Here is a 24,747-nt window from a genome sequence, read left to right on the forward strand (position 1 = left end):
TCACTTCCCTCCTTCCGGGCGGTCTACGGAATAGGGATCGGCGCTGACCGTTTCCCCGGCGCGACGGGCCATCCGGCTGAGCGAGTTCAGCGCCAGAAGCACCGCGCCAAGCACGCAGAGGAACACGCCAAGGTCGAAGATGGCGGCGGTGGCCAGTTCGAACTGTTCCAGCGGCCAGAGGTTCACGTAAGTATAGCTCGACGACAGGAAGGGCGATCCGAACAGCCACGACCCCACGCCCGCCGCCGCCGCCACCAGCACGCCCGCGGCAATCAGCGCGTGATATTCGATCCGCTGCCGCGCCTCCGTCCAGCCAAGGCCGGACGCCATGTATTGCATGACCGTGGCGATGGCGAAGACCAGCCCCGCGACAAATCCCCCGCCCGGCAGGTTGTGCCCGCGGAAATAGAGGAACACCCCGATCATCATCGCCACCGGCAGCAGGAAGCGCGTGGCCATCACCATCAAGAGCGGATGGCGGTCGCCCGCGATATCCGCCCGCACCGGCATCGCCAGCAGCCGGTCATTCGCGCTGCCGGGTTTCAGCAGCGCCTCGACCAGCGCATAGATCAGCAGCGCCGCGATCCCCAGCACGATGATCTCGCCAAAGGTATCATAGCCGCGGAAGTCCACGATGATTGTGTTCACCGCGTTCGTCCCGCCCGCCCCGGGCTTGGACTGCGCCAGATGATAGGCCGAGATCGAGGGGAAGGCGAAATCCCGCGTCATGATCGCATAGGCCAGCCCGCCGATCCCCGCGCCCGCACCAATCGCGATCAGCGCGTCGCGCCCCCGGCGGAAGGCTGTGCTTTCGCGCGGCGTCTCCTTGGGCAGAAAGTTCAGCGCCAAGAGCATGAACACCACTGTCACCACCTCGACCGTGATCTGCGTCAGCGCCAGATCGGGTGCCGACAGCCAAGCAAAGCCCAATGAGATGATCAGCCCGATGATCCCGATCAGGATCAGCGACATCAGGCGGTTGCGATGGACCAGCACAACGCCCGCCACCGCCACCATCAACAGACCCCAGCCGATCACCGCCACGGGCGACAAGGGCAGCATCGCCCGCGTGCCCGCGCTATAGGCCCCGCCCGCAAAGGCCCAGAGCCCCGCCGCCGTGATGGCCACCGTCCCGATGGCCACCGCCCGCGTCAGCGATCCGTTATGCAGCGCCTGCGTCACGGCACGGGCCAGCGCCGCCAGCGGCTCGATGATCCCGTCGAAGATCGCCTTCGCCTCGGGGCGCGGGGTGGCGTCCCACATCGCCCGCAGCGCGACAAAGGCCCCCAACATCGCAAGGCCCCCGCCCACAGCCGCCAGCGACATCCACAGCGCGGGGGCATAGAGACCGTGCCAATGCTTGATCTCCACCTCGACCGGCGCGCCCGTCACGGCCCCCGCCGCCACATCCACAAGCCATGCGGCGGTGGTCATGGGCATCACCCCGATCAGCACCACCAGCAGCGCCAGAAAGCCCGGCGCCGCCCACAGGCCAAAGCCGGGGTCATGGGGCATATGCGGGTAATCATCGCGCTTTGGCCCAAGGAAGGCATGCGACAGGAAACGGAAGCTGTAGGCGACCGAAAACAGCGCCCCCACCGTGGCCAGCACCGGCAGCAGCCATGCCGGGCCAAGCGCGGTATGCGCGGCCTCTTCCAGCATCAGTTCCTTGGACAGGAACCCGTTGAACGGCGGAATCCCCGCCATCGACAGCGCAGCGATGCCTGCAATCGTGAAGGTGACGGGCATCAGGTGACGCAGGCCGCCCAACCGCTTCAGATCGCGGGTATGCGCCTCATGGTCCACGATCCCGGCCGACATGAAGAGCGCGGCCTTGAACGTGGCATGGTTGATGATGTGGAAGACGGCGACCGTCGCCGCCTTGGCCGTGCCCATGCCCAGAAGCATGGTGATCAGGCCCAGATGCGACACGGTGGAAAAGGCCAGCAGCGCCTTCAGATCATCCTTGAAGAAGGCGATCTTCGCGCCCAGCACCATGGTGATCAGCCCCGCCGTGGTGACGATCCAGAACCATTCCGGCGTTCCCGCCAGCACCGGCCAAAGCCGCGCCATCAGGAAAATGCCCGCCTTCACCATGGTCGCGGAATGGAGGTAGGCCGAAACCGGCGTCGGCGCGGCCATCGCGTGCGGCAACCAGAAATGGAACGGAAACTGCGCCGATTTGGCGAAGCAGCCCAGAAGGATCAGGATCAGCGCAGGCAGATACCAGTCTGACGCCTGAATCGCCTCTTTCTGCGTCAGGATCACCGACAGGTCATAGCTGCCCGCGATATTGCCAAGGATTAGCATCCCCGCGATCAGCGCAAGGCCACCGCCCCCGGTGACCGCCAGCGCCATCCGCGCGCCTTGGCGCCCCTCCGGCAGATGTTTCCAGTATCCGATCAGCAGGAAGGACGACAGCGAGGTCAATTCCCAGAAGATCAGCAAAAGCAGGATGTTGTCCGACAGGACGATCCCCACCATCGCGCCTTGGAACAGCATCAGATAGGTGTAGAACACCCCCATCGGATCGGATTTCGCAAGGTAGAACCGCGCATAGAGGATGATCAGCAGCCCGATGCCAAGGATCAGCCCCGCAAAAAGCAGCCCCAGCCCGTCCAGCATGAAATTGGCGTTCAGGCCCAGCGACGGCAACCATTCGATCCGCGTCGTCACCACCTCGCCCCGCAGCACGGCGGGGGCCTGCATGGCCAGCAGCACCAGCGCCAGCAGCGTCACCGATCCCGTGACGGCGGCGCAGGCGTTGCGCCCTGCACGGATCAACAGGCCCGGCAGCAGGGCGCCAAGGAAGGGCAGAGCGGCAATCAGCGCAAGGGTCATACTGTAAATCACTCCCTTTGCGCCGGGTTCCGCGACGCAGTCTCCTTTTCGACCGATCCCATGCAAAGCTTAGCCATACTTTGGCACGGACTACCCCCATCTGGGCAAAATGTTCGATTGGATCAAGCCGATCACGCATGAAAAGCGCCGCCGCGATGCGCTTTTTCGTGGATCATGTCGCGAAGGGATCAGCCCTGCGCAATCGCCGCGTCGATCAGATAGCGCTGCGCCAGCGGGATCGCCGCCGCGCCCAAGGCCCGCGCCTCTGCCCCGACAGAGCCTTCGCGCACCTGCGGCGCCTCCACCCCCGACAGGTCCAGCCGATGCAGCGCGGCATGGGTCCGGCGCGTGATCTCTGCCCGCACCTCGGTGGGCATCCAGCCGTCGATCATCACCGCCTCCAGTTCCACCAGCGCCGCGGCGGACAGTGTGGCATAGGCCAGCCCTTCGGCGGCGTGCTGGATCCATTCATCCAGGATCGCGGGCGACACCCGCCATTCCAGATGCTGTTCCCACAGATGATCGGAGCTTTCCCCTGCCGCCTCCATCCGTTCGGCCAGCCGCGACATGGACGCCACGTCGAACAGCCGCTGCAAGGTGCCATCCGGCCCCGGCACCGGCATCGGCCCGACACCGCCCGCGTTTCCCGTGCGCCCGGTGAACAGCTTGCCATTCAACACCAGCCCACCGCCGATGAAGGTGCCGAAATAGAAATACAGGAAATCATTGGGCTTCTCGCCCGTCCCGAACACCAGTTCCGCCCCGCAGGCGGCGGTGGCATCGTTCTGCACATGCACCGGCATCCCGGCGATGGCCGAAATTTCGGCCATGATGTCGCGGTTGCGCCAACTGTCCATCTCGCCCTGCGGCGCGCCAAGGTAATGCACCCAGTTCCACAGCTGGAACGGCATGGCGATGCCCATGCCCCCCACCCGGTCGCGCTGCGCCGCGGGCAGCGAGGTGAGCACGGCCGGAAGGGCATCGCGCACGAAGGCCACCACGATATCCGGCGTCGGATAGCGATAGACGCGGCGCCGCATGGCGCGCACCCGGCCCAGAAAATCCACCAGCATCAGATCCGCCGACCGCCGCCCGATCTTCAGCCCCAGAAAGAACGCCCCCTCTGCATCCAGCGACATCGGCACCGATGGCTGCCCGATCCGGCCCCGGATCGGCTCGCCCCGCAAGAGCAGCCCGTCCTGTTCAAGGCTGCGCATGATCACGGATACGGTCTGCACCGAAAGCCCCGTCATCCGCGCCAGATCGGATTTCGCCAAGGCGCCCTGCTGGCGCAGGATCGACAGCACAAGCCGCTCGTTATGGGCGCGCATGCCAGATTGGTTCGACCCCCGAAAGCCTGTGCCTTCGGGGGCCGGACGATCCGGCATCGTCTCGGCCAATGGTCGCACGTCTCCTCCCGCTCCGGGCCTGTCTGCCCGGTTTTGAAGCAAGGATGCGCGGGGAATCAGCAGCCTGTCAATAATAATTCAGAGTGATTTAATTATCTTGACGCAAGCCCTGGAATCGGTTTTCTTGTCCTCGTCGCAGGGGGGATCACTCCTCACGGCACATCACATACGGGGGCGCACCCCCTGATTTTCTTGGGAGGAAAATCAATGAAATTCAAAGCTAAGGCCTTTGCGGGCGCGGCAACGCTTGCCCTGTTCTCGGCCGCACCGGCGCTGGCACAGGACGTGTCCGCCTGCCTGATCACCAAGACCGACACCAACCCCTTCTTCGTGAAGATGAAAGAAGGCGCCGAGGCCAAGGCCGCCGAACTGGGCGTGTCGCTGAAATCCTACGCGGGCAAGGTCGACGGCGACCATGACAGCCAGGTCGCGGCCATCGAAAGCTGCATCGCCGATGGTGCCAAGGGCATCCTGATCGCCGCCTCCGACACCAAGGCCATCGTGGATTCGGTGAAAAAGGCGCAAGAGGCCGGCATGGTCGTCATCGCGCTCGACACCCCGCTGGATCCGGCTGATGCCGCCGACGCCACCTTCGCGACCGACAACCTCGAAGCCGGCAAGCTGATCGGCGCCTGGGCCGCCGCCACGCTGGGGGCCGAGGCTGCGAACGCCAAGATCGGCTTCCTGAACCTGACCCCGTCCGAACCCACCGTGGACGTCCTGCGCAACCAGGGCTTCATGATGGGCTTCGGGATCGACGTGAAGGATCCCAACGACATCGGCGACGAGGATGACCCGCGCATCGTCGGCCATGACGTGACCAACGGCAACGAGGAAGGTGGCCGCAAAGCGATGGAGAACCTCCTCCAGCGCGACCCCGACATCAACGTGATCCACACGATCAACGAACCCGCCGCCGTCGGCGCCTATCAGGCGCTCAAGGCCGTGGGCAAGGAAAACGACGTGCTGATCGTGTCGGTTGACGGCGGCTGCCCGGGCGTGGCCTCGGTCAAGGAAGGCGTGATCGGTGCGACCTCGCAGCAGTATCCGCTGATGATGGCCGCGCTCGGCGTGGAAGCGATCAAGAAATGGGCCGACGAAGGCGTGAAGCCGGAGCCGACCCCGGGCAAGGCCTTCTTTGATACCGGCGTCGCCCTGATCACCGACAAGCCCGCCGAAGGTGTCACCTCGATCGACACCACCAAGGGCACCGAGCTCTGCTGGGGCTGATCTGAAAAGACTTGCGCGGGGGGCGCGTCCCCCCGCACCATCCCGCAAGGGAGAAAGCAGGGGCGGCTCTCGATCAGGGCCGCCCTTCGTCTAGGCAGCGCCCGTCGGGCGGCGTGAAGGGGGGACAGATGAGCCAGCCACAGGAATTCGAAAAGGTGCTCGGGCAAAGCGCGACGACCGTCGCGCAGTTCGAAGAACAGAAGAGCGGCCTTCGCAAACTGCAGCATTTCCTGCATTCCAACCCGGCCGCGGTGCCGATGATCGTGCTTCTGGCGCTGATCGTCATCTTCGGCATCGCGCGGGGCGAGCGGTTCTTTTCCGCCTATACCCTGACCCTGATCATGCAGCAGGTGGCCGTGGTCGGCATCCTTGCCGCAGGGCAGACCCTGGTGGTGCTGACGGCAGGGATCGACCTGTCCATCGGCGTGCTGATGGTCTTTGCCTTCGTCATCATGGGGAATTTCGTTCTGGCCTATGAGATGCCCGCGATGGTGGCCATCCTTGCGGGCTTTCTGATCGCCGGGGGCGGCGGGGCGCTGAACGGCTATCTCGTCTCGCGGCTTAAACTGCCGCCCTTCATCGTGACGCTGGGCACTTGGAACATCATCATGGCGATCTGTCTGATCTATTCAGAGAACGCCACCTTACGCGAGGCGGACCTGACCGCCATCACCCCCTTGCTGCACATCTTCGGCATCAGCTTCAAGGTCGGCCCGGCCGTGGTGACGCTGGGCGTGGTTGCGATGCTGATCCTTTATGTGGGCCTGTGGTACATGCTGAACTACACCGCCTTTGGCCGCCACATCTATGCCGTGGGCGATGACCCGGACGCCGCCGATCTGGCCGGGATCCGCACCAACAACGTGCTGTTGAAGACCTACACGCTGGCGGGCCTGATCGCGGGGCTGGCGGCCTGGGTGTCGATCGGGCGGAACGGGTCCATCTCGCCCTCCACCGTCGTCACCGACTTCAACCTTCAGGCCATCACGGCGGCCGTGATCGGGGGGATCTCGCTGTTCGGTGGGCGGGGCTCCATCCTTGGCGTGCTGTTCGGAACGCTGATCGTGGGCGTGATGAGCATGGGGCTGAACATGCTGGGGGCTGACCCGCAATGGAAGGTGCTGCTGACCGGTATCCTGATCATCGGCGCCGTCGCCATTGACCAGTGGATCCGCAAGGTTTCGGGCTGAGGGAGGAACAGGATATGGCAAACCCCATTCTGACGGCGCGCGGCCTGACCAAGCGTTATGGCAAGGTGACCGCGCTCGACAATTGCGACTTCGATCTCTACCCCGGCGAAATCCTTGCCGTGATCGGCGACAACGGGGCAGGGAAATCCACGCTGATCAAGGCGCTCTGCGGCGCCGTGGTCCCGGATGACGGCGAGATCCGGCTGGATGGCCAGCCGGTCCACTTCACCAACCCGATGCAGGCCCGCGCGGCGGGGATCGAGACGGTCTATCAGAACCTCGCCCTCTCGCCCGCGCTGTCGATTGCCGACAACATGTTCATGGGGCGCGAAATCCGCAAACCCGGCATCATGGGCAGCATGTTCCGCATGCTGGATCGCAAGGCCATGGAAAAGGTGGCGCGCGACAAGCTGAGCGAACTGGGCCTGATGACGATCCAGAACATCGGGCAGGCGGTGGAAACGCTTTCGGGCGGCCAGCGGCAGGGCGTGGCCGTGGCGCGGGCGGCGGCTTTCGGGTCCAAGGTCGTGATCATGGACGAACCCACCGCCGCGCTGGGCGTGAAGGAAAGCCGCCGCGTGCTGGAACTGATCCTCGACGTCAAGAAGCGGGGGCTGCCGATCATCCTGATCAGCCACAACATGCCCCATGTGTTCGAGGTGGCCGATCGCATCCACATCCACCGTCTGGGCAAGCGGCTCTGCGTGATCGACCCCAAGGACTACACCATGTCCGACGCCGTGGCCTTCATGACCGGGGCCAAGGTGCCGGAACATGTGATCGCCTGAAGTCTCCGGTCTGATCCCCGCGCCGGGGGGGGGTAAGGGGGGGCTGTTGCCCCCCCTTTTTCTTGCAGGCGCCGTCGCGCAGGGCGCAAGGGGGGGGCAACAGCCCCCCCTTGACCCCCCCATCACCTCGATGCCCGACCGTAGCGAAGGCGGTGCACTGTCCGCGCGGCGCGGGCCCTTCGTCGCCCGTGCCCCCCTCCAACTCATGGCTTTGCCGTGGCCGGTCGCGCCTCTCCCGCTCTGACGAACCGCAGGGATCGGCCCCGGCCGCCATAGGGCGCACCCCGTCGAATCGCCTGCCTTATTTCCCTTGCCTTAACCTTAACGCCCCGAAAGCGCCGCGCGCGTATGCACGCTTGTCTGCACTGGATTGCTGCATACGGCACTGCACAGCCGAAAACGCAAATCGGGGCGAATTAATCCAGCGCCCGCAGAGGTTTAGCGGTCCAGACCCAGCACCCGGTCCAGCGACACCCGCCCCGGCCCCGCACAGATCAGCGCCAGGAAGCAGGCCGCCCAGATCCCATGGGTCTGCCAGGCCCCGGGATAGACGAAAATCTGGATCACGGCGGTCATCCCCAGCAATCCCAGCGCCGAGAGCCGCGTGCACAGGCCCAAGACCAGCAGCGCGGGCAGCACATGCTCCGCCACCGTCGCGGCGATGGCGGCCATGTGCGGCGGGATCAGCGGCAGGGCATATTCCTGTTCGAACAGAAACCACGTGCTGTCAGCGATCCGCCAGCCGTCCACCTTTGTCTGGCCCGAGGCGAAGAACACCGCCGCAGGAAAGAAGCGCAGCGCCAGCGCTGCCGCATCCCAGGGCACTCGCCCCAGAATCGTATTCAATTTCAGTATGTTGGCTGTCAGCATCGCCATGATCCTACCCCTGTTCCGCAATCCCCGTGATGGCCCCGACGCGCATCAGAAGCGGCAGCAGGCGCATCGCTGCGCTGCCCTCGGTCCCTGCCGTGGCGGCAAGCAGCGTCGCGCCCCGCAGCAGCGCATCGGCGCAGAGCGCCTCTTCCTCGGTCAGTGCGATGACCGGTACCTGATCCGCCCTGTCGCGCAGGACCAGCGCCGTCTCGGCCCGGTTGGCTCGCAGATGGCCGCCCGGCCTCTGTCCCGGCTGGTTCGCCTCCCAGATCGACACCACCGCAAACCGCGACCGAACCATCGCCACCGACGGATGTAGGCGCAGCGCGTGGCGCCCCGGATCGGCTGCCGCCTGCATCAGCGCCTCTGCGGAGACCGGCCCCGCATCGGCCGCGTGGTAGGCCTGTCCGCGCTGCCATTCAAGCCGCGCGACGTCGGGCAGATAGGCCAGGGCGGCGGCCGGTTCAAACCGTTCCAGAAACGCCGCAAAGCCTTGTCCCCATTGCGAAAGGCGTGGAGAGGCGGGCGGGTCCTCCTGCAAGTACACCCGTGCCGTGGCGGCAAAGAAATCGCCACCCACCAGACGCTCGACCACGGGAAAACGGCATGCCAGCGCACGGGTCAGGCTATGTGCCACGTTGTTGCGATAGACGGCGAAACGCCGCTCCACTTCATCGGGGTCGTTCGCGAATGCACCCGGGGGCGGGGGGCCGCCAAACAACGCGGCCCGGAAGGCAGTTGTGAAGGTCGCATGATCCATCACACGGCCTCCGCCGCCTGCGCCATAACCCGCGCTGCGCGCTCTGCCTCGGCCAGCAGGGTGGGGAAATCGGGAACGTCGTTGTCCCATTCGATCAGCGTGGGCAAAGGCCCCGCCTGCGCGATCACCCGGGCATAAAGCTGCCACACGGGATCCGCCACCGGGCAGCCGTGATCGTCGATCAGCAAGGGACCGGATGGCAGGTCTTCGCGGGCATGGCCACCCAGATGCACCTCGCCCACATGATGCAGGGGGATTGATGCAAGCCAGTCCACAGGATCGGTGCGGTGATTGGTGCAAGAGACGAAGACGTTGTTCACATCCAACAGCAGGCCACAGCCGGTGCGGCCTGCAACCTCGGCCAGAAAGGTGGTCTCGGGCAGGGTGGATTGGGCAAAAAGCAGGTAGGTTGACGGGTTTTCCAGCAGCATCCGGCACCCGAGGGTGGATTGCACCTCATCCACATGGTCGCAGACAATCTGCAGGGTTTCGGGCGTATAGGGCAGGGGCAGCAGGTCGTTCAGATAGTCGCCGCCATGGCTCGACCATGCCAGATGCTCAGAGAAACTGGCCGGTTCGTAGCGGGAGATCAGATCGCGCAGGCGGCGCAGATGGCCCTGATCAGGCCGGTCGGGCCCGCCGATGGACAGGCCAACCCCATGCAGGGACAGGGCGTAATCCTGCCGCAGCGTGGCCAGTTGGCGATGCGGGGGGCCGCCCGCACCCATGTAGTTTTCCGCATGCACCTCCAGAAACCCGAGGGCGGGTCGCGTGGTCCGGATCGCATCGAAATGTTCGGACTTGAAGCCCAGTCCCGGCGCGCGGGGAAGCGGCATGGTCCTCTCCATCAAGGGGTTACGGGGCGCGCGTGCAAGGCTGTGCAGACGCGCCCCGCAGCGGGTTCAGGATTCGATCGGTTCCAGCGAACCCATTCCGTTGGGCGTCTCAATGGTCATGCAGGTTCCCGCCGGAACCAGCTTCCACGCATTGCCCTGGTAGTCGGTGGTTGAGGTGCCGGCGCATGTGGTGCCCGGGCCTGCGGCGCAGTCATTTTCGCCTGCCAGCGCCACGCCATAGCATTTCTCCATCGCGTCTTCCGCGACCGAGGCAGTGGCGGCGGCCATGGTCAGCGCAGCGGCCAGCGTGGCGGTCAGGGTGAGGGTTCTGTCAAAGGCTGTCATCGGTTTTTCCTGTCTTGGACTTGGGTTTGCTTTCTGTCGTGAGCGGCGTTTCCCGCCTCTCGTTGCGTCCATTCGCCCCCGGGGTGAGGGCCGTTACGCCCGATCACCCGACGGTGATCACGGGGGCGCGCTTCGCGGATAAAGTGGGGCTCCTGAAACAATTTGCGGGCAAAAGCGGGGTCTTGCTGTAACAATTGCCAAGGTCGTGGCGATAGGACGTACAGGATGATGGACCGCGAAGCCGAATGGTCGGCGCTGCTGCGGGCGGCGATGGAAGGGGACGGGCGCGCCTATGCCCGCTTCCTCGGCCTTGTCACGCCTGTGCTGCGCGGGATCGTCCGGGCGCGGGGCCGCGATCTGGGCGCGGCAGGGCAGGAGGATGTGGTGCAAGAGGTTCTGATCGCGCTCCACACCAAGCGCCACACATGGGATCAGACGGCGCCCCTGTTGCCATGGCTCTATGCCGTGGCGCGGCACAAGGTGGTGGATGCGTTCCGGCGGCGGGGTGGATCGGTCCATCTGCCGATCGACGACTTCGTCGATGTGCTGGAGGCCGAGGCCGAGCCCGATGCGCTGGCCGCGCGCGACAGCGCGGCGCTGATCGGCCAGCTTGATGCGCGGTCGGCGGCGATTGTCCGGGCGGTCAGCCTGGAAGGGCAGAGCACGGCCGAGGTCGGCGCGCGGCTGTCGATGTCGGAAGGGGCGGTGCGGGTGGCCCTGCATCGCGCGATCCAGCGGATGGCGCGGCTCGCCAAGGGGGCGGAGTGATGAAGACGGAAGATCTGATCAGCATTCTTGCAGCGGATGCCACGCCGGACGCGCCACTGCGTCCGGGGCAGATCGCCGCGGCAAGTGTTCTGGCGGTGGTCGTGGTCGTGGGTCTGTTTCTGAGCCTGATCGGGGTTCGCCCTGCCTTGGCGCAGGCCCTGCTGCGCCCCGAGGTGGCGGCCAAGGCGATCCTGCCCCTGCTCACCTGTGTGCTGGTCGCGCCGGTTGCGCTGCGTCAGCTGCGGCCGGGTGCGGCCGGATTGCCCGCGGCCCGGCTGCTGGTTCCGCTGTCTTTGGCGGTGGGGCTTTGGCTTTGGGCCTTTATGGCGGTGCCGGCGCCCTTGCGCTTTGCCGAATGGATGCCCTCTGCGGTGGTGGAATGTCTGGGCCTGATCCTGCTTTTGTCGCTGGTGCCGCTTTGGCTGGTGCTGCGGATGATGGGGCGGGGGGCAAGCACGGCGCCCGCGCGGGCCGGGGCCTTGGCGGGCCTTGCCGTGGGTTGCGGTGTTGCGGCGGGCTATTCGCTGTTCTGCACCAAGGACAACCCGATCTTCTACGTCACCTTTTACGGGGCGGCGATCGGGCTTGTGACGGGTCTGGGCGCCATTGCGGGGCGGCGCGTCCTGCGCTGGTGACGGGCAGGCGGGCGCCGGATCAGAACCACTGGCCGGGTTCCATCAGCCCCAGATCCATCAACTGCTGGGAATGCCACTGAAAGCCGGTGGAATTGTGCCAGTGAAAGCTCTTGATGTCCCATTTGGATCCGGGATTGGCCTTCAACGCCTTGGCCGTGCGGAAGGAACAGACCGTGGCGGTCAGGTTGTTGTGCCACGGGCAGGCATAGGTGTTGTATTCCTCGTCGTTGAAGGTGAAGTCCGGGCGCAGGATGAGGCCCTTCTTCGCCTTGAACAGCGAGATTCGGTCGATCTTGCGGCGGTTGGAGGGGACATGCTCTTCGAACCGCCAGCGAAGACCACCGAAGAAATCCAGCTGCCGCTCTTTCGGGTGCCAGTTGTTTTCGGGATCCTGCCGGGCCAGCGCGTAATATCCGGATCGGTCGAGATGCGCGTTTTCAAGGCTGACGGCGCTGGGAAAACGGTCCAGATCGCCGGCATAGAGGTCAATCACATAGGTCAGCATCGCATCGCGCCGCTCTTCTGCGTGAAAGGCCAGAAGGTCGCGCACCGTGCGTGTTTCGCAAAAGGGGTGGAACAGATATTCGGCGTTGAAGCAGTAATAGATCCACAGCCCGGGGAAGGCGTCGATCAAGGTGTTGACCGCCGCCATCAGGGCGCCTTCGGCATGCACGTCGTAGGCGATGCGGTGGACCTTGTCCTCCATCCCCTTGGGCATCGGGATCGCGTCAGGGGCCAGAAGCAGCACATCGCGGAACCCTGCCTGCAGGTGATGGCGCAGGGTCGTGTCCACCTCCACCGGGTCCTCGGCCATGATGATGGCCATGGGGCCCTTGGGCGGCGTCCCCGCCGCGGCGCCGATATAGGATGCCAGACTTTGATGCTCCATGGACCTGCCCCCAGTCCCGACCTTTTCGCCCGCGACCGGGTTCCTGCCCGGGCGCCTTTGCCTGCAAGGTCCGGCAAGGGCCAAGGCAATGCAAGCCCCCGCAGGCGGCTTGATCACGAAAATGCCGGATGATTGCAGACAGGCGTCGTTTGCGTGTAAGGGGCGTGCTTGCGGAACAGGGGTGCGCCATGGCGGAGCCGAAGAAGCTTTTCATCAAGACCTATGGCTGTCAGATGAACGTCTATGACAGCGAGCGCATGGCCGAGGCGATGGGTGCGCAGGGCTATGTGACGACCGAGGTCGCCGAAGAGGCGGACATGGTGCTTCTCAACACCTGCCATATCCGCGAGAAGGCGTCGGAAAAGCTCTACTCCGACCTGGGGCGCCTGAAACCCCTGAAACAGGCCAAGCCTGACCTGAAGATCGGCGTCGCGGGCTGCGTCGCGCAGGCCGAGGGCGAAGAGATCCTGAAACGGATGCCGCTTGTCGATCTGGTGGTCGGGCCGCAGAGCTATCACCGGCTGCCCGGGATGGTGGGCGAGGTGGCGAAGGGTGGCAAGGCGGTGGATACCGACTTCCCGGCCGAGGACAAGTTCGACCATCTTCCCGAACGCAAGGTGCTGCGCGGGCCGTCGGCGTTCCTGACGGTGCAGGAGGGATGTGACAAGTTCTGCGCCTTCTGCGTCGTCCCCTACACGCGGGGGGCGGAAGTGAGCCGTCCGGTGGCGCGGCTTCTGGGCGAGGCGCGGGCGCTGGTGGAGAAGGGCGTGCGCGAGATCACGCTGCTCGGCCAGAATGTGAATGCCTATCACGGCGCGGGCGACCGCGGCGACTGGGGGCTGGCGCGGCTGGTGCGCGAACTGGCGCGGATCGACGGGCTGGAGCGTATCCGCTATACCACCTCGCATCCCAACGACATGGAAGATGACCTGATCGCCGCCCATGGCGACGAGGCCAAGCTGATGCCCTACCTGCATCTGCCGGTGCAATCGGGCAGCGACCGCATCCTTAAGGCCATGAACCGCAAGCACACGCGCGACCAGTATTTCCGTCTGGTCGAGCGTATCCGTGCGGCGCGGCCTGACATCCTGCTCAGTTCCGATTTCATCGTGGGCTTTCCGGGGGAAACGGATCAGGATTTTGCCGATACGATGGATCTGATCCGGACGGTCGGCTTCGGGTCGTCGTTCAGCTTCAAGTATTCCGCCCGGCCCGGCACGCCCGCGGCAGAGAAGGCACCCGTGGCGGCCGAGGTGGCCGATGCGCGGCTGCAGGCGCTGCAGGCGCTGATCACCACGCAGCAGCGCGCCGCGCAAGAGGCGATGGTGGGCCGCGAGGTGGGGGTGCTTTATGAAAAGCCGGGGCGGCTGCCGGGGCAGATGGTCGGCAAATCCGATCACTTGCATGCCGTGCATGTGACCGATCCCGAAGGGCGGGTGGGCGATCTGGTGCGGGTGCGGATCACGGCATCGGCCCCCAATTCGCTGGCCGGCACGCGGGTGTAAGGGCAGGCCTGCCCCGCAATCGCGCCCCGCAATTGTTGCCGATCGGGAAACAGTCCCGCCCTTGCGCGTGGATCGTATCTTTGCCGTGCCATCGCGGATCACCGCGATGTGACGGAAGGTGATGTTTTCACTTGCGTTGTGGCCCAAGCGGCGGCAATCCTGCCCTTGAGTATCTGTAGGTGGTGTTTTGTTAACGAGGAGGGCTTCGGCTTGTTTCGATACTCGGTGCGCGCGGCGATCGGCGCGCTTTGTCTGATGGTGGCCGCTGGCGCACCGCTGGACGCGATGGCCCAGACCCAACCCGAAGTGAAAGGCCGCATCGACTGGGGTGCCTGGATTGATGATGACGGCTGCATGCATTGGTGGGCCGATGGCGGGGTGGAGGGCTATATGGTCCCGCGCCGCGATCCGCATACGGGCAAACCCGTCTGTCTGAAGCGCAACCTCTGTCTGGTCGAGAATACCGACACCCTTTTTGCCACCGACAGCGCCCATCTGACGGCGCATGGGCGGGCGCGGCTGCAGCAGTTCTTCCGGTCGGCCGGGGCCTTTGGCTATGCCATCTACGGCCATACCGACAGCCGCGCGTCCGACGAATACAACATCCGCCTGTCGCAGCGCCGGGCGGCGGCGGTAGCGGATGTCGCGCGGTCGGTCGGTGCGCCGGTGGAACGGCAGATCGGCTATGGCGAGCGGCAGCCGCGCGCAACCAATGCGACGGCGGAAGGGATGCAGCAGAACCGCCGTGTGGAAGTGGTCTGCTATACGTGGGGTCGGTGATCGTGGGGCCGGTAATGAGTGATGTGTCGTTGCCCCGCGCCGGGCTTTTCCTTGTGGTCGGGCTGGCGCTCTCGGCCTGTGGCATCCAGCCCTATTCGGGGCCGAACTCGACGATTGCGACGGGTTCGGATCGCGGTTTCTTCGACCGCAGCGCGCTGGTGAATGGCGAGGCGGCCATCGCCTATGATCCGGACGGGTGCCAGAACTGGATCATCGACGATGGCATCGAAGGCTATTCCAGCCCCCGCTACGACCCGGTGTCGGGTCTGCCCATCTGCAACAACCGCTTCCCGCCGGGAACGGTGATTGGCGATTACGAGACCAGGCAGGGGGGAATCCGCGACTGGGTGCCGACGCCCTGATCGCGCGTCAGCGCTGGCAGGCAGGGGCTGCGCCGCAGGGTGCGGCCCTTTTTCTTTGCCGCGTGATGCGCGCTTTGCCGCTGTCACGCTTCTTGCACAATCCTTGGGCAGAGTTAGCTCACGGCCTTGAATGGTGCTTGCCTTGTGGCCAAACGCGGCACATCATCAAGATATTGGCGAAGCCCCTAAAGAAGGAGATCTCCTTGGGCATCAGCGCGCTGACCCCCCCGACCCGTTCCGAGGACGTTGTGGAAACGCTGCTCGAATTTCCCGACAACCGATTGCTGATCGACCTGTGCGGCGAGTTTGACCGCAACCTTGCGCAGATCGAACATCAGATCGGGGTGCACATCCTGCGCCGTGGCAACAGGCTGGCGGTGATCGGGGAAAAGGGGGCGCGGGATCAGGCGGCAGCCGTGCTGAGATCGCTTTACGCGCGGCTGGAATCCGGGCGCGGCGTGGCGGCGGGTGATATCGACGGCGCGATGCGAATGGGCCGCCCGATGCCCGACCGGGCGATGGCCGATGGCGAGCAGATCGAGATGTTCAGTGGCGGCGGGCTGGAACTGCGCACCCGCAAGAAGCCCATCGAACCGCGGACCGAGGCGCAGAAGGCCTATGTCGCGAACCTGTTCCAGAACGAGCTTGGCTTTGGCATCGGCCCTGCGGGGACGGGCAAGACCTATCTCGCCGTAGCGGTGGGCGTGACGATGTTCATCTCGGGCGCGGTGGAGAAGATCATCCTGTCGCGTCCGGCGGTGGAGGCGGGCGAACGCCTTGGCTTTCTGCCCGGCGACATGAAGGAGAAGGTCGATCCCTACATGCAGCCGCTTTATGACGCGCTGAACGATTTCCTGCCGCAGAAGCAGGTGCAAAAGCTGATCGAAGAGAAGCGGATCGAGATCGCGCCCCTGGCCTTTATGCGGGGGCGGACGCTGTCGAACGCCTTTGTCGTGCTGGACGAGGCGCAGAACGCGACCACGATGCAGATGAAGATGTTCCTGACGCGTCTGGGCGAGGGCAGCCGCATGGTGATCACCGGCGACCGCACGCAGATCGACCTGCCGCGCGGCGTGCCGTCCGGCCTGCAGGAAGCCGAGCGCATCCTGAAGGGGGTGAAGGGCGTGTCCTTCAACTACTTCACCGCCAAGGACGTCGTGCGCCACCCGCTGGTGGCCCGGATCATCGAAGCCTATGAGGCGAACGAGGCGCAGCAGGGCTGAACCGATCAAGGCGCGCGGCCGAACCTGACGCCGCGCGCGCTTTCCCCGGTTGCGCGGGAAATTTCTGCTGATGAGGCAGGGCAGGGTTTGCGCTTTTGTCTGGTCAGCACTAAAGGGCGGCGCATGGAACCGCTGGTGGATGTCGTGATCGAGGATGCGCGCTGGGAGGCCTTCGGGCTGACGGCGCTGGCGGAGCGTGCCTGCGTGGCGGCGATGGCGCATCTGCGGCTGGCGCGTGATGGATTTTCGGTTGTGCTTCTGGGCTGCGATGATGCACGGATTGCCGTGCTTAATGCGGATTTCCGGGGCAAGCCGCAGCCCACCAATGTGCTGTCCTGGCCGTCAGAGGAACGCGGCGCCGACACGCCGGGGCAGGAGCCGGACTTGCCCGAACCGGGCGCGACGGACGATCCCGAGGAATTGGGCGACATGGCCATCGCGTGGGAAACCTGCGCGCAGGAGGCCGAGGCGCAGGGAAAGCCCATGGCCGACCATGTTACCCATCTGATTGTTCATGGATTGTTGCATTGCCTCGGCTATGATCACATCCACGACGCAGATGCAGCGGTGATGGAGCGGCACGAGGTGGAGATACTTGCCACCCTCGGCCTACCTGACCCATATTTGGCGCGCCCCGCGTGACGGGGCCTTTTGGAAGAAGGACCGATGGGCAGTAGCAGCGACGGGTCTAACGCAGCGCAGGGCGCGCGGGATTTGACCCAGGACGACGGACAAGAACGCGCGCAACGCGGGTTCTTCGGGCGCTTGTTAAGCGCGTTTTCCCCTTCGACAGAGACGGCCAGTTCCACAAGCACCGACGGAGCGGCGGCCCACCCAGCCGCGGCCGCACCGGGCGGCGGATTGCCGGGGATCGGCAACCTGCGGCGGCTACGGGTGGATGATGTGGCCATACCCAAGGTCGAGATCGTTGCCGTGCCGCTGGACATCGGCAAAGAGGACCTGGTCGAGGTGTTCCGCGAACATGGCTTCAGCCGGGTTCCGGTCTACAAGGGCACGCTGGACCAGCCGCAGGGCCTTGTGCTGCTCAAGGACCTTGCGCTGCAGCACGGCTTCGGCGCCTCGGGGCGGTTTTCGCTCAAGCGTCTGTTGCGCCCGGTGCTTTATGCGCCCCCTTCCATGCCCATCGGCGTGCTCTTGCAGAAGATGCAGCGCGAAAGGGTGCATATGGCGCTGGTGATCGACGAATATGGGGGGGTGGATGGTCTGGTGACCATCGAGGACCTGATCGAGACCGTGATCGGCGAGATCGAGGATGAACATGACGAGGAGGAGGGCGCGCTCTGGAAGGAAGAGCGGCCCGGCGTCTTTGTCGCCATGGCCAATGCGCCGCTGGAAGAGATCGAAACCGCGACGGGCCTTCGTCTGCGCCATGACGAGGATGACGAGGAGATCGACACGCTGGGCGGCATCGTCTTTCTGCGCACGGGCCGCGTGCCTGCGCGGGGCGAGGTCGTGCCGCATGAGAGCGGGGCCGAGTTCGAGGTGATCGACGCCGATCCCCGCCGGATCAAGCGGGTGCGCATCCGTCTGCCCGAGGTGGTGGCGCAGCGCGAAAAGGTGGAGGCGGATTGATCGGCGCGGGCTGGCGCCGTGCCCGCGCCGGATGGCCCGGCCTGCGGGCGGTGGCGGGTGCCGCCGCCTGCGGGGTGGTGGTGGCCAGCGGGCAGGCCCCGCTGGGCTGGTGGTGGGCGGCGCTGCCTGCTTTGGCGGCCTTCGTGCATCTGGTGGCGGGGGCCGCGCGCGGGCGGGGCTGGATCGCCTGGTTTGGCGGGGCGGGCTATTTCGCGGCGGCACTGGCCTGGATCGTCGAGCCGTTCCTGATCGCGCCCGAAATCCATGGCTGGATGGCGCCCTTTGCGGTGGTGTTTCTGTCTTTCGGACTGGCCCTGTTCTGGGCGCTGGCGGCGGTGGCGGCGCGGGGGCGCTTTGCGGCGCTGGGATTTGCCCTTGGCCTGACGGTGGCCGAATTCGCGCGGGCGCATGTGCTGACCGGATTTCCCTGGGCGATGATCGGGCATGTCTGGATCGGTCATGCGCCTGCGCAACTGGCGGCGATGGTGGGGCCTTTTGGCCTGACGCTGTTCACGCTGGTGGCGGCGGCGCTGTTGGCCGCGCGGCGCCTGGGGCTGGCCGTACTTGCCGTTGCGATGGTGGGGGCGGCTTTCGGTTTTGGCGCGTGGCGGTTGGCCGGGCCCGAGCCGGCCCCGCGTGCGGCCCTGCTGCGGCTGGTGCAACCCAATGCCGAACAGGGGCTGAAATGGGATCCCGATCAGGCGCGGCTGTTCTTTGAGCGGCAGTTGTCCTTTACCGCGGCCGGGGCGCGGCCCGATCTGGCGATCTGGCCGGAAACGGCGGTGCCTTACCTGATCGACGAATACCCCGAGGTCGCCCGCCGCATCGCCGAGGCGGGGCGCGGCAACCCGGTTGCCGTGGGCGTGCAGCGGGTGGCGGGTTGGCAATACTGGAACAGCCTTGCCGTCATCGGCCAGGGCGGGCGCATCGAGGCCAGCTATGACAAGCACCATCTGGTGCCGTTCGGCGAATACATCCCCTTTGGCGATCTGCTCTATGACTGGTTCGGTCTGGTGGCCTTTGCCGCCCAGCAGGGCAACGGCTATTCGCCCGGGCCGGGGCCTGCGGTGCTGGATCTGGGCGGTGATCTGGGCAAGGTGCTGCCGCTGATCTGCTATGAGGTGATCTTTCCGCAGGATGTGCGCGCCGCGCCGGAGCGGGCGGACTGGATGCTGCAGATCACCAATGACGCGTGGTTCGGCACCTGGTCCGGCCCGTTCCAGCACATGGCGCAGGCGCGCTTGCGCGCCATCGAGCAGGGCCTGCCGCTGGTGCGTGTGGCCAATACGGGCGTCACGGCGGTGGTCGATGCGCGGGGGCGCGTTCTGGACCAGTTGCCCTTTGGCGAGCCCGGCTATCTTGACGCGCCCCTGCCCGGCGCGCTGCCGCCGACCGTCTATGCGCGTTGGGGGGATGGGCCGGTGATCCTGCTGATCGGGTTGCTCATGGCAGGACTGTGGGTGGCCGGGCGTCGGACATCGGCTTGACGCGGGCGGGGGTCGCGGATAGGGAGACGGTTTAACCGCTACAACGGCTTCCTGGCGTGGCGGGGATAACCCCAATGGAGCACTTCCCATGACCCGTACCAACTATGTGTTTACCTCCGAGTCCGTGTCGGAGGGGCATCCCGACAAGGTGTGCGATCGCGTGTCGGATGCGATCCTCGATGCCTTCCTGTCGGAAGAGCCCAATGCCCGTGTTGCCTGTGAAACCTTTGCCACCACGAATACGGTTGTCGTGGGCGGGGAAGTCGGTCTGTCCACCGAGGCGGCGACCAAAGCAATGCTGTCGCGCGTCGAAGGTATCGTGCGCGATTGCGTGAAGGATATCGGCTACGAACAGGACAAGTTCCATTGGAACACCCTGAAGGTGCACAACTTCCTGCACGAACAATCCGCCCATATCGCGCAGGGTGTGGATCGGGATGGCGCAGGCGATCAGGGCATCATGTTCGGCTATGCCTGCCGCGAGACGCCGGAACTGATGCCGGCGCCGATCCAGTACAGCCACGCGATCCTGCGGCGGCTGGCCGAGGTGCGGAAATCCGGCAAGGAGCCGACGCTGGGGCCGGATGCCAAGTCGCAGCTTTCGCTGCGCTATGAGGATGGCAAGCCCGTCGAAGTGACCTCTATCGTGCTGTCGACCCAGCATCTGGACGAGGCGCAGACGTCGGACGACATCCGCGCCATCGTGGAGCCCTATATCCGCGAGATCCTGCCCGACGGCTGGATCACCGCGAAGACGGAATGGTGGGTGAACCCCACGGGCAAGTTCGTGATCGGGGGCCCGGATGGCGATGCGGGCCTGACGGGGCGCAAGATCATCGTGGATACCTATGGCGGGGCCGCGCCGCATGGCGGCGGGGCCTTCTCGGGCAAGGACCCGACCAAGGTGGACCGGTCGGCGGCCTATGCCGCGCGCTATCTGGCCAAGAACGTGGTGGCGGCGGGGCTGGCGGATCGCTGCACGCTGCAGGTGTCCTATGCGATCGGGGTGGCGAAGCCCTTGTCGATCTATGTCGATACCCATGGCACGGGGGCGGTGGATGCCGCCGCCATCGAACGCGCCGTGGCGGAGTGCATGGACCTGACGCCGCGCGGTATCCGCACGGCGCTGGGCCTGAACAAGCCGATCTATGCGCGCACCTCGGCCTATGGCCATTTCGGGCGCGAGGCGACGGCGGATGGCGGCTTCAGCTGGGAGCGGACCGATCTGGTCGAGGCGCTGAAGAAGGCCGTGAAGTAAGCGACCCGCTGGCGGGTTCGGGCGGCGCGCGGGGTGGAAACCCCGCGCGCCGTTTGCGTTTGGAGAGGCGTTTTTCGGGGGAGGATGGCATGGGGATCGGGGCGCCGCCCGCCCAATGGGCGATGGGCATGGCAGAGATGATGGTGACGGATTATCCGGCCTCGCTGGCGTTCTGGACGGGGCCGCTGGGCTTTGCCCTGGCCTTTGAGCGGCCGGCGCAGAAGCTGGCCTGTCTGGCCCATCCCGACGGGGCGCAGGTGATGATCTATCAGCGCGACGGGGATTGGGAGACCGGGCCGATGGAGCGGCCCTTTGGCCGCGGGCTGGTGGTGCAGGTCTATGTGGCCGATGCCGATGCAGCGGCGGCGCGGATGCGGGCGGCGGGGGTGCCGTTCTATGTGGAGCCGCGCGAGAAATGGCGCGACTGGGGTGACCGGATGGGGGGGCAGCGCGAGTTCCTCGTTCAGGACCCGGACGGTTATCTGGTGATGGTGGCCGAGCGGATCGGGGAGCGGCCCTTGGGGCAGGTCTGAGGGTGGAGGGGGCATTCTGCCCCCGTCGCCTTGCGGCGACTCCCCCTGAGGATATTTGCACAACGGGGAAGGGGCAGGGCGGCTTTGGCTTGACCCTGTGGCGTGGCGGGACTAGGGCGCGCGCTTGAGAATGGGGAGCCTGCCATGACCGATGTGACGCAAGAGGGGATGCCTGCCGTGCCGGAGCGGCGGAATTTCTATGGCCGGGTGCATGGCAAGACCCTGCGGGCGAGCCAGAAGCAATATCTGGCCGAGGACCTTGGCAAGGTCCGGCTGGCGGGGATCACGGTGGAGGAGAACCCGGGGCGGTCGCCCATCGACCCGGTGGCGCTGTTCGGGGAACGCCCGCTGTGGCTGGAGGTTGGTTTCGGCGGCGGGGAGCATCTGGTGCATATGGCGGCCCGTTACCCCCGCATCGGGATCATCGGTTGCGAGCCTTTCGTGAACGGGGTGGCGATGCTTCTGGGCAAGATCCGGGCGGCGGGGGTGGACAATCTGGCGATCCATCCCGGCGATGTGCGTGATCTGTTCGACGTGCTGCCTGACGCATCGGTGGCGAAGGCCTTTCTCAACTATCCCGACCCTTGGCCCAAGGCGCGGCACCATCGGCGGCGCTTCGTGACGCCGGGCTATCTGGTGGCCCTGGCGCGGGTGATGGCGCCGGGGGCAGAGTTCCGTGTGGCGACCGACATCCCCGATTATGTGCGCCAGACGCTGGAAGAGGTGCCCAAGGCGGGGTTCGATATTGTGGCGCAGGCCGGAGCGGGGGGCGCGTGGGAGGATTGGCTGTCCACCCGCTATGAGCAGAAGGCGCTGCGCGAGGGGCGGGCGCCCCATTACCTGACCTTCCGGCGTAAAGGTTAAAAAAGGCTTAAGCCGGGATCGCCCACCATTCGCCGGGGGCCAGCGCGCGGAAGCGGTCGGGGGCGATGCCCTTGGCCTGCAGCGCCTGCGCCAGCGCGGCGGGGGGCGCGTCGCGGCCTTCGTTCGTGAGCTGGAACGTGCCCCAGTGATGGCCTACGGCGTGTTCCGCGCCGCTGAGGAGGAAGCCTTCCACCGCCTCGGCCGGGTCCTGATGTTGATCGCGCATGAACCAGCGGGGTTCATAGGCGCCGACGGGCAGGATGGCCGCGCGGATGCGCCCGTGCTTGCGCGGCAGATCGCGGTAGGGACGGCCCTGATCGAATCCCGTATCGCCGATGTGGAAGATTCGCCCGGCGGGCGTGTCGATCAGGAAGGCCGACCAGAGCGCCATGGAGCGATCGCGGGTGCCGCGTGCCGACCAGTGGTGGCAGGGTTCGAAGTGCACCGTGGCGGGACCGACGGGAACGGTGTGGCCCCAATTGCCGGTCGCGACCCGCATGTCGGGAACGGCGTCCTTGATGATCGTGTCATTGCCGAGGGGCGTGATCACCAGCGGGTCATGCGCCTGTTTCAGCCGCGCCAGCGTGGCGAGATCGAGATGATCGTAGTGATTGTGCGACAGAAGCACCGCGTCGATGCGGGGCAGTGCCTCGAACCGGATGCCTGGGGCGGTTGCGCGGCGGGGGCCTGCGAAGGAGAAGGGGCTGGCGCGATCCGACCAGACGGGATCGGTCAAGAGGTTCAGCCCGGCCACCTGAATGAGCAGGGTGGCATGGCCGACCATGGTGATGATCAGATCATCGACGCGGGGGGCAGGCACGGCCTGCCGGATGCCGATGCTGTCGGGCCACTGGGCGCGACCGCCGCCCGCCTGCCATTTCAGCAGATCGGCAAAGCCCTTGGGCGGGCTGCCGCCCGGGTTGAAGAAGCGGGTTCCGTCGAAGTTCGGCCCCGGCGGGCCTTGGTAATATCGGTTGCGGGCGGGGGACAGGGCGAAAGCTCCCGTGGCGGCGGCGGCGGCGCCGGTGGCAAGGAGGGCAGTGCGGGCGAGAAAGCGGCGGCGGTTCATGACTGTGGATATGAGACCGCGCGCTGCATGTTCAACCCTTGCGCACGCCTTGCGTACGGGGGGGCGGCTCCTGTTCCGCAGGGCATGGACCGGCCCCATCGCTTGCGCTATCAGGCGGGCCGGAATGACAGGGAGATCACGATGTCCGGCCATGGCGAAGCGCAACCGATGACCGCCCGCAAATCCGGGCCCCTGAAGGGCGTGGCCGAGGTGCCGGGCGACAAGTCGATCAGCCATCGCGCGCTGATCTTTGGCGCGATGGCGGTGGGCGAGACGCGGGTGACGGGCCTTCTGGAAGGGCAGGACGTGCTGGACACGGCCAAGGCCATGCGCGCCTTCGGGGCGGATGTGACACGCCATGCCCCCGGCGTGTGGACGGTGAACGGCGTGGGCGTGGGCGGGTTCCGCGAGCCCGCCGATGTGATCGACTGCGGCAATTCGGGCACGGGCGTGCGGCTGATCATGGGGACGATGGCGACATCGCCCATCACCGCGACCTTCACGGGGGATGCGAGTTTGCGCAAGCGGCCGATGGGGCGGGTGACAGATCCCCTGTCGCTGTTCGGCGCGCGGGCCTATGGGCGGCAGGGTGGGCGGCTGCCGATGACGGTGGTGGGCGCGGTGGACCCTGTGCCCGTGCGCTATGCCCTGCCGGTGGCGAGCGCGCAGGTGAAATCGGCGGTGCTGCTGGCGGGCCTGAACGCGCCGGGGCAGACGGTGGTGATCGAGAAGGAACCCACGAGGGATCATTCGGAGCGGATGCTGCTTGGCTTTGGCGCGGAACTGGTGGTGGAGAAGACGGCCGAGGGCAATGTCATCACCCTGACCGGGCGGCCGGAGTTGCGGCCGCAGACCGTGGCGGTGCCGCGCGATCCGTCCTCGGCGGCCTTTCCGACCTGTGCGGCGCTGATCGTGGAAGGGTCTGACATCCTGGTTCCGGGCGTGAGCCAGAACCTGACGCGCAACGGGCTCTATCTGACGCTGGTCGAGATGGGGGCGCAGATCGAGTTCCAGAACCCGCGCGAGGAGGGGGGCGAGCCTGTGGCCGACCTGCGGGTGAAGTTTTCGCCCAATCTCAAGGGCATAGAGGTGCCGGAGGAGCGCGCGCCGTCGATGATCGACGAATATCCCATCCTGTCGGTGGTGGCGGCCTTTGCCGAAGGCACCACGGTGATGCGCGGCGTGAAGGAGTTGCGGGTCAAGGAAAGCGACCGGATCGACGCCATGGCGCGGGGCCTTGAGGCCTGTGGCGTGCGGGTCGAGGAGGACGAGGATACGCTGATCGTCCATGGTCTTGGCGCGGGGGGCGTGCCGGGTGGGGCGACCTGCGCCACGCATCTGGACCACCGGATCGCGATGAGTTTCCTTGTCTGCGGGATGGCGGCGAAGACGGCGGTGGCGGTGGATGACGCGTCGCCCATCCTGACGTCTTTCCCGATCTTTGAGGGGCTGATGACGGGCCTTGGCGCCTTGCTCGATCGCGGGTGACGATCTTCCTGCGAAAAATCG

General features: G+C 66.0%; 24 protein-coding genes and 1 riboswitch. Of the genes, 16 read left to right on the forward strand and 8 right to left on the reverse strand.

Going from position 1 to position 24,747, the window contains the following annotated elements; all coding sequences use genetic code 11:
- Complete coding sequence (locus GU920_RS09005; RefSeq protein ID WP_161766702.1) at positions 1–2,841, reverse strand: monovalent cation/H+ antiporter subunit A; 2,841 nt, start codon at positions 2,839–2,841, stop codon at positions 1–3.
- A 188-nt stretch (positions 2,842–3,029) separates the two neighbouring features.
- Positions 3,030–4,250, reverse strand: coding sequence for an ROK family transcriptional regulator (locus tag GU920_RS09010; RefSeq protein WP_394351553.1), 1,221 nt, complete (start codon positions 4,248–4,250; stop codon positions 3,030–3,032).
- 207 nt (positions 4,251–4,457) lie between these two features.
- On the opposite strand from GU920_RS09010, the gene GU920_RS09015 reads away from it, so the two are divergent.
- From GU920_RS09015 to GU920_RS09025, 3 genes are all read left to right on the forward strand, one after another.
- The gene (locus GU920_RS09015) at positions 4,458–5,480 is read left to right on the forward strand and encodes a sugar ABC transporter substrate-binding protein (protein WP_161766703.1); all 1,023 of its coding nucleotides are present in this window, start codon (positions 4,458–4,460) and stop codon (positions 5,478–5,480) included.
- 128 nt (positions 5,481–5,608) lie between these two features.
- Positions 5,609–6,670, forward strand: coding sequence for an ABC transporter permease (locus GU920_RS09020; protein ID WP_161766704.1), 1,062 nt, complete (start codon positions 5,609–5,611; stop codon positions 6,668–6,670).
- 14 nt (positions 6,671–6,684) lie between these two features.
- Entirely contained in the window at positions 6,685–7,458 is a 774-nt protein-coding gene (locus GU920_RS09025) for an ATP-binding cassette domain-containing protein (protein ID WP_161766705.1), read from the forward strand.
- Between the two features lie 438 nt (positions 7,459–7,896).
- Here the strand turns inward: GU920_RS09025 and GU920_RS09030 are convergent, their stop codons facing one another.
- From GU920_RS09030 to GU920_RS09045, 4 genes are all read right to left on the reverse strand, one after another.
- On the reverse strand, positions 7,897–8,334 hold the full coding sequence (locus GU920_RS09030; RefSeq protein ID WP_161766706.1) for a DoxX family protein: 438 nt from the start codon (positions 8,332–8,334) through the stop codon (positions 7,897–7,899).
- Between the two features lie 4 nt (positions 8,335–8,338).
- A complete protein-coding gene (locus tag GU920_RS09035; RefSeq protein WP_161766707.1) occupies positions 8,339–9,091 on the reverse strand; it encodes an HvfC/BufC N-terminal domain-containing protein in 753 nt (250 codons plus the stop codon).
- On the reverse strand, positions 9,091–9,927 hold the full coding sequence (gene bufB, locus GU920_RS09040) for an MNIO family bufferin maturase (RefSeq protein WP_161766708.1): 837 nt from the start codon (positions 9,925–9,927) through the stop codon (positions 9,091–9,093). Before bufB ends, GU920_RS09035 begins: the two co-directional genes overlap by 1 nt.
- Positions 9,928–9,993: 66 nt before the next feature.
- Positions 9,994–10,272: a BufA1 family periplasmic bufferin-type metallophore gene (locus tag GU920_RS09045; RefSeq protein WP_161766709.1), complete on the reverse strand. Its 279-nt coding sequence runs from the start codon at positions 10,270–10,272 to the stop codon at positions 9,994–9,996.
- 225 nt (positions 10,273–10,497) lie between these two features.
- Here GU920_RS09045 and GU920_RS09050 point away from each other — a divergent pair, with 225 nt between their 5' ends.
- A complete protein-coding gene (locus GU920_RS09050) occupies positions 10,498–11,040 on the forward strand; it encodes a sigma-70 family RNA polymerase sigma factor (RefSeq protein WP_161766710.1) in 543 nt (180 codons plus the stop codon).
- Positions 11,040–11,675 (forward strand): NrsF family protein, encoded by a 636-nt coding sequence (locus GU920_RS09055; RefSeq protein WP_161766711.1) that lies wholly within the window; start codon positions 11,040–11,042, stop codon positions 11,673–11,675. Before GU920_RS09050 ends, GU920_RS09055 begins: the two co-directional genes overlap by 1 nt.
- Before the next feature lie 19 nt (positions 11,676–11,694).
- On the opposite strand, the gene GU920_RS09060 is transcribed toward GU920_RS09055, so the two are convergent.
- Positions 11,695–12,564, reverse strand: a complete 870-nt coding sequence (locus tag GU920_RS09060; RefSeq protein ID WP_161766712.1) for a hypothetical protein — start codon at positions 12,562–12,564, stop codon at positions 11,695–11,697.
- A gap of 188 nt (positions 12,565–12,752) precedes the next feature.
- Between GU920_RS09060 and miaB the strand changes: the two genes are divergently transcribed.
- The 10 genes from miaB (at position 12,753) to trmB (ending at position 22,169) form a co-directional block, all read left to right on the forward strand.
- The gene (gene miaB / locus GU920_RS09065) at positions 12,753–14,069 is read left to right on the forward strand and encodes a tRNA (N6-isopentenyl adenosine(37)-C2)-methylthiotransferase MiaB (RefSeq protein WP_161766713.1); all 1,317 of its coding nucleotides are present in this window, start codon (positions 12,753–12,755) and stop codon (positions 14,067–14,069) included.
- Between the two features lie 210 nt (positions 14,070–14,279).
- Complete coding sequence (locus tag GU920_RS09070) at positions 14,280–14,849, forward strand: OmpA family protein (RefSeq protein ID WP_328799250.1); 570 nt, start codon at positions 14,280–14,282, stop codon at positions 14,847–14,849.
- Positions 14,850–14,863: 14 nt separating this feature from the next.
- Complete coding sequence (locus GU920_RS09075; protein WP_161766714.1) at positions 14,864–15,211, forward strand: hypothetical protein; 348 nt, start codon at positions 14,864–14,866, stop codon at positions 15,209–15,211.
- 203 nt (positions 15,212–15,414) lie between these two features.
- Entirely contained in the window at positions 15,415–16,434 is a 1,020-nt protein-coding gene (locus GU920_RS09080) for a PhoH family protein (protein WP_235933198.1), read from the forward strand.
- Between the two features lie 123 nt (positions 16,435–16,557).
- The gene (ybeY, locus tag GU920_RS09085; RefSeq protein WP_161766716.1) at positions 16,558–17,076 is read left to right on the forward strand and encodes an rRNA maturation RNase YbeY; all 519 of its coding nucleotides are present in this window, start codon (positions 16,558–16,560) and stop codon (positions 17,074–17,076) included.
- Positions 17,077–17,100: 24 nt separating this feature from the next.
- Positions 17,101–18,027, forward strand: coding sequence for a transporter associated domain-containing protein (locus GU920_RS09090; protein ID WP_161766717.1), 927 nt, complete (start codon positions 17,101–17,103; stop codon positions 18,025–18,027).
- Positions 18,024–19,514, forward strand: coding sequence for an apolipoprotein N-acyltransferase (lnt, locus tag GU920_RS09095; RefSeq protein WP_235933200.1), 1,491 nt, complete (start codon positions 18,024–18,026; stop codon positions 19,512–19,514). The genes GU920_RS09090 and lnt overlap by 4 nt, the downstream gene beginning before the upstream one ends.
- 32 nt (positions 19,515–19,546) lie before the next feature.
- A riboswitch (SAM-SAH riboswitch) is annotated at positions 19,547–19,596 on the forward strand.
- 6 nt (positions 19,597–19,602) lie between these two features.
- Positions 19,603–20,772: a methionine adenosyltransferase gene (gene metK / locus GU920_RS09100; RefSeq protein ID WP_161766718.1), complete on the forward strand. Its 1,170-nt coding sequence runs from the start codon at positions 19,603–19,605 to the stop codon at positions 20,770–20,772.
- Positions 20,773–20,861: 89 nt separating this feature from the next.
- Positions 20,862–21,305: a VOC family protein gene (locus GU920_RS09105; protein ID WP_161766719.1), complete on the forward strand. Its 444-nt coding sequence runs from the start codon at positions 20,862–20,864 to the stop codon at positions 21,303–21,305.
- 144 nt (positions 21,306–21,449) lie between these two features.
- On the forward strand, positions 21,450–22,169 hold the full coding sequence (gene trmB, locus GU920_RS09110; RefSeq protein WP_161766720.1) for a tRNA (guanine(46)-N(7))-methyltransferase TrmB: 720 nt from the start codon (positions 21,450–21,452) through the stop codon (positions 22,167–22,169).
- 7 nt (positions 22,170–22,176) lie between these two features.
- Here the strand turns inward: trmB and GU920_RS09115 are convergent, their stop codons facing one another.
- Positions 22,177–23,238: an MBL fold metallo-hydrolase gene (locus GU920_RS09115; protein WP_161766721.1), complete on the reverse strand. Its 1,062-nt coding sequence runs from the start codon at positions 23,236–23,238 to the stop codon at positions 22,177–22,179.
- Between the two features lie 141 nt (positions 23,239–23,379).
- Between GU920_RS09115 and aroA the strand changes: the two genes are divergently transcribed.
- Entirely contained in the window at positions 23,380–24,726 is a 1,347-nt protein-coding gene (gene aroA, locus GU920_RS09120) for a 3-phosphoshikimate 1-carboxyvinyltransferase (protein ID WP_161767322.1), read from the forward strand.
- Positions 24,727–24,747 lie beyond the last annotated feature (21 nt).

The sequence above is a fragment of the Paragemmobacter ruber genome (assembly GCF_009908315.1).
Classification (GTDB): Bacteria; Pseudomonadota; Alphaproteobacteria; order Rhodobacterales; family Rhodobacteraceae; genus Paragemmobacter; species Paragemmobacter ruber.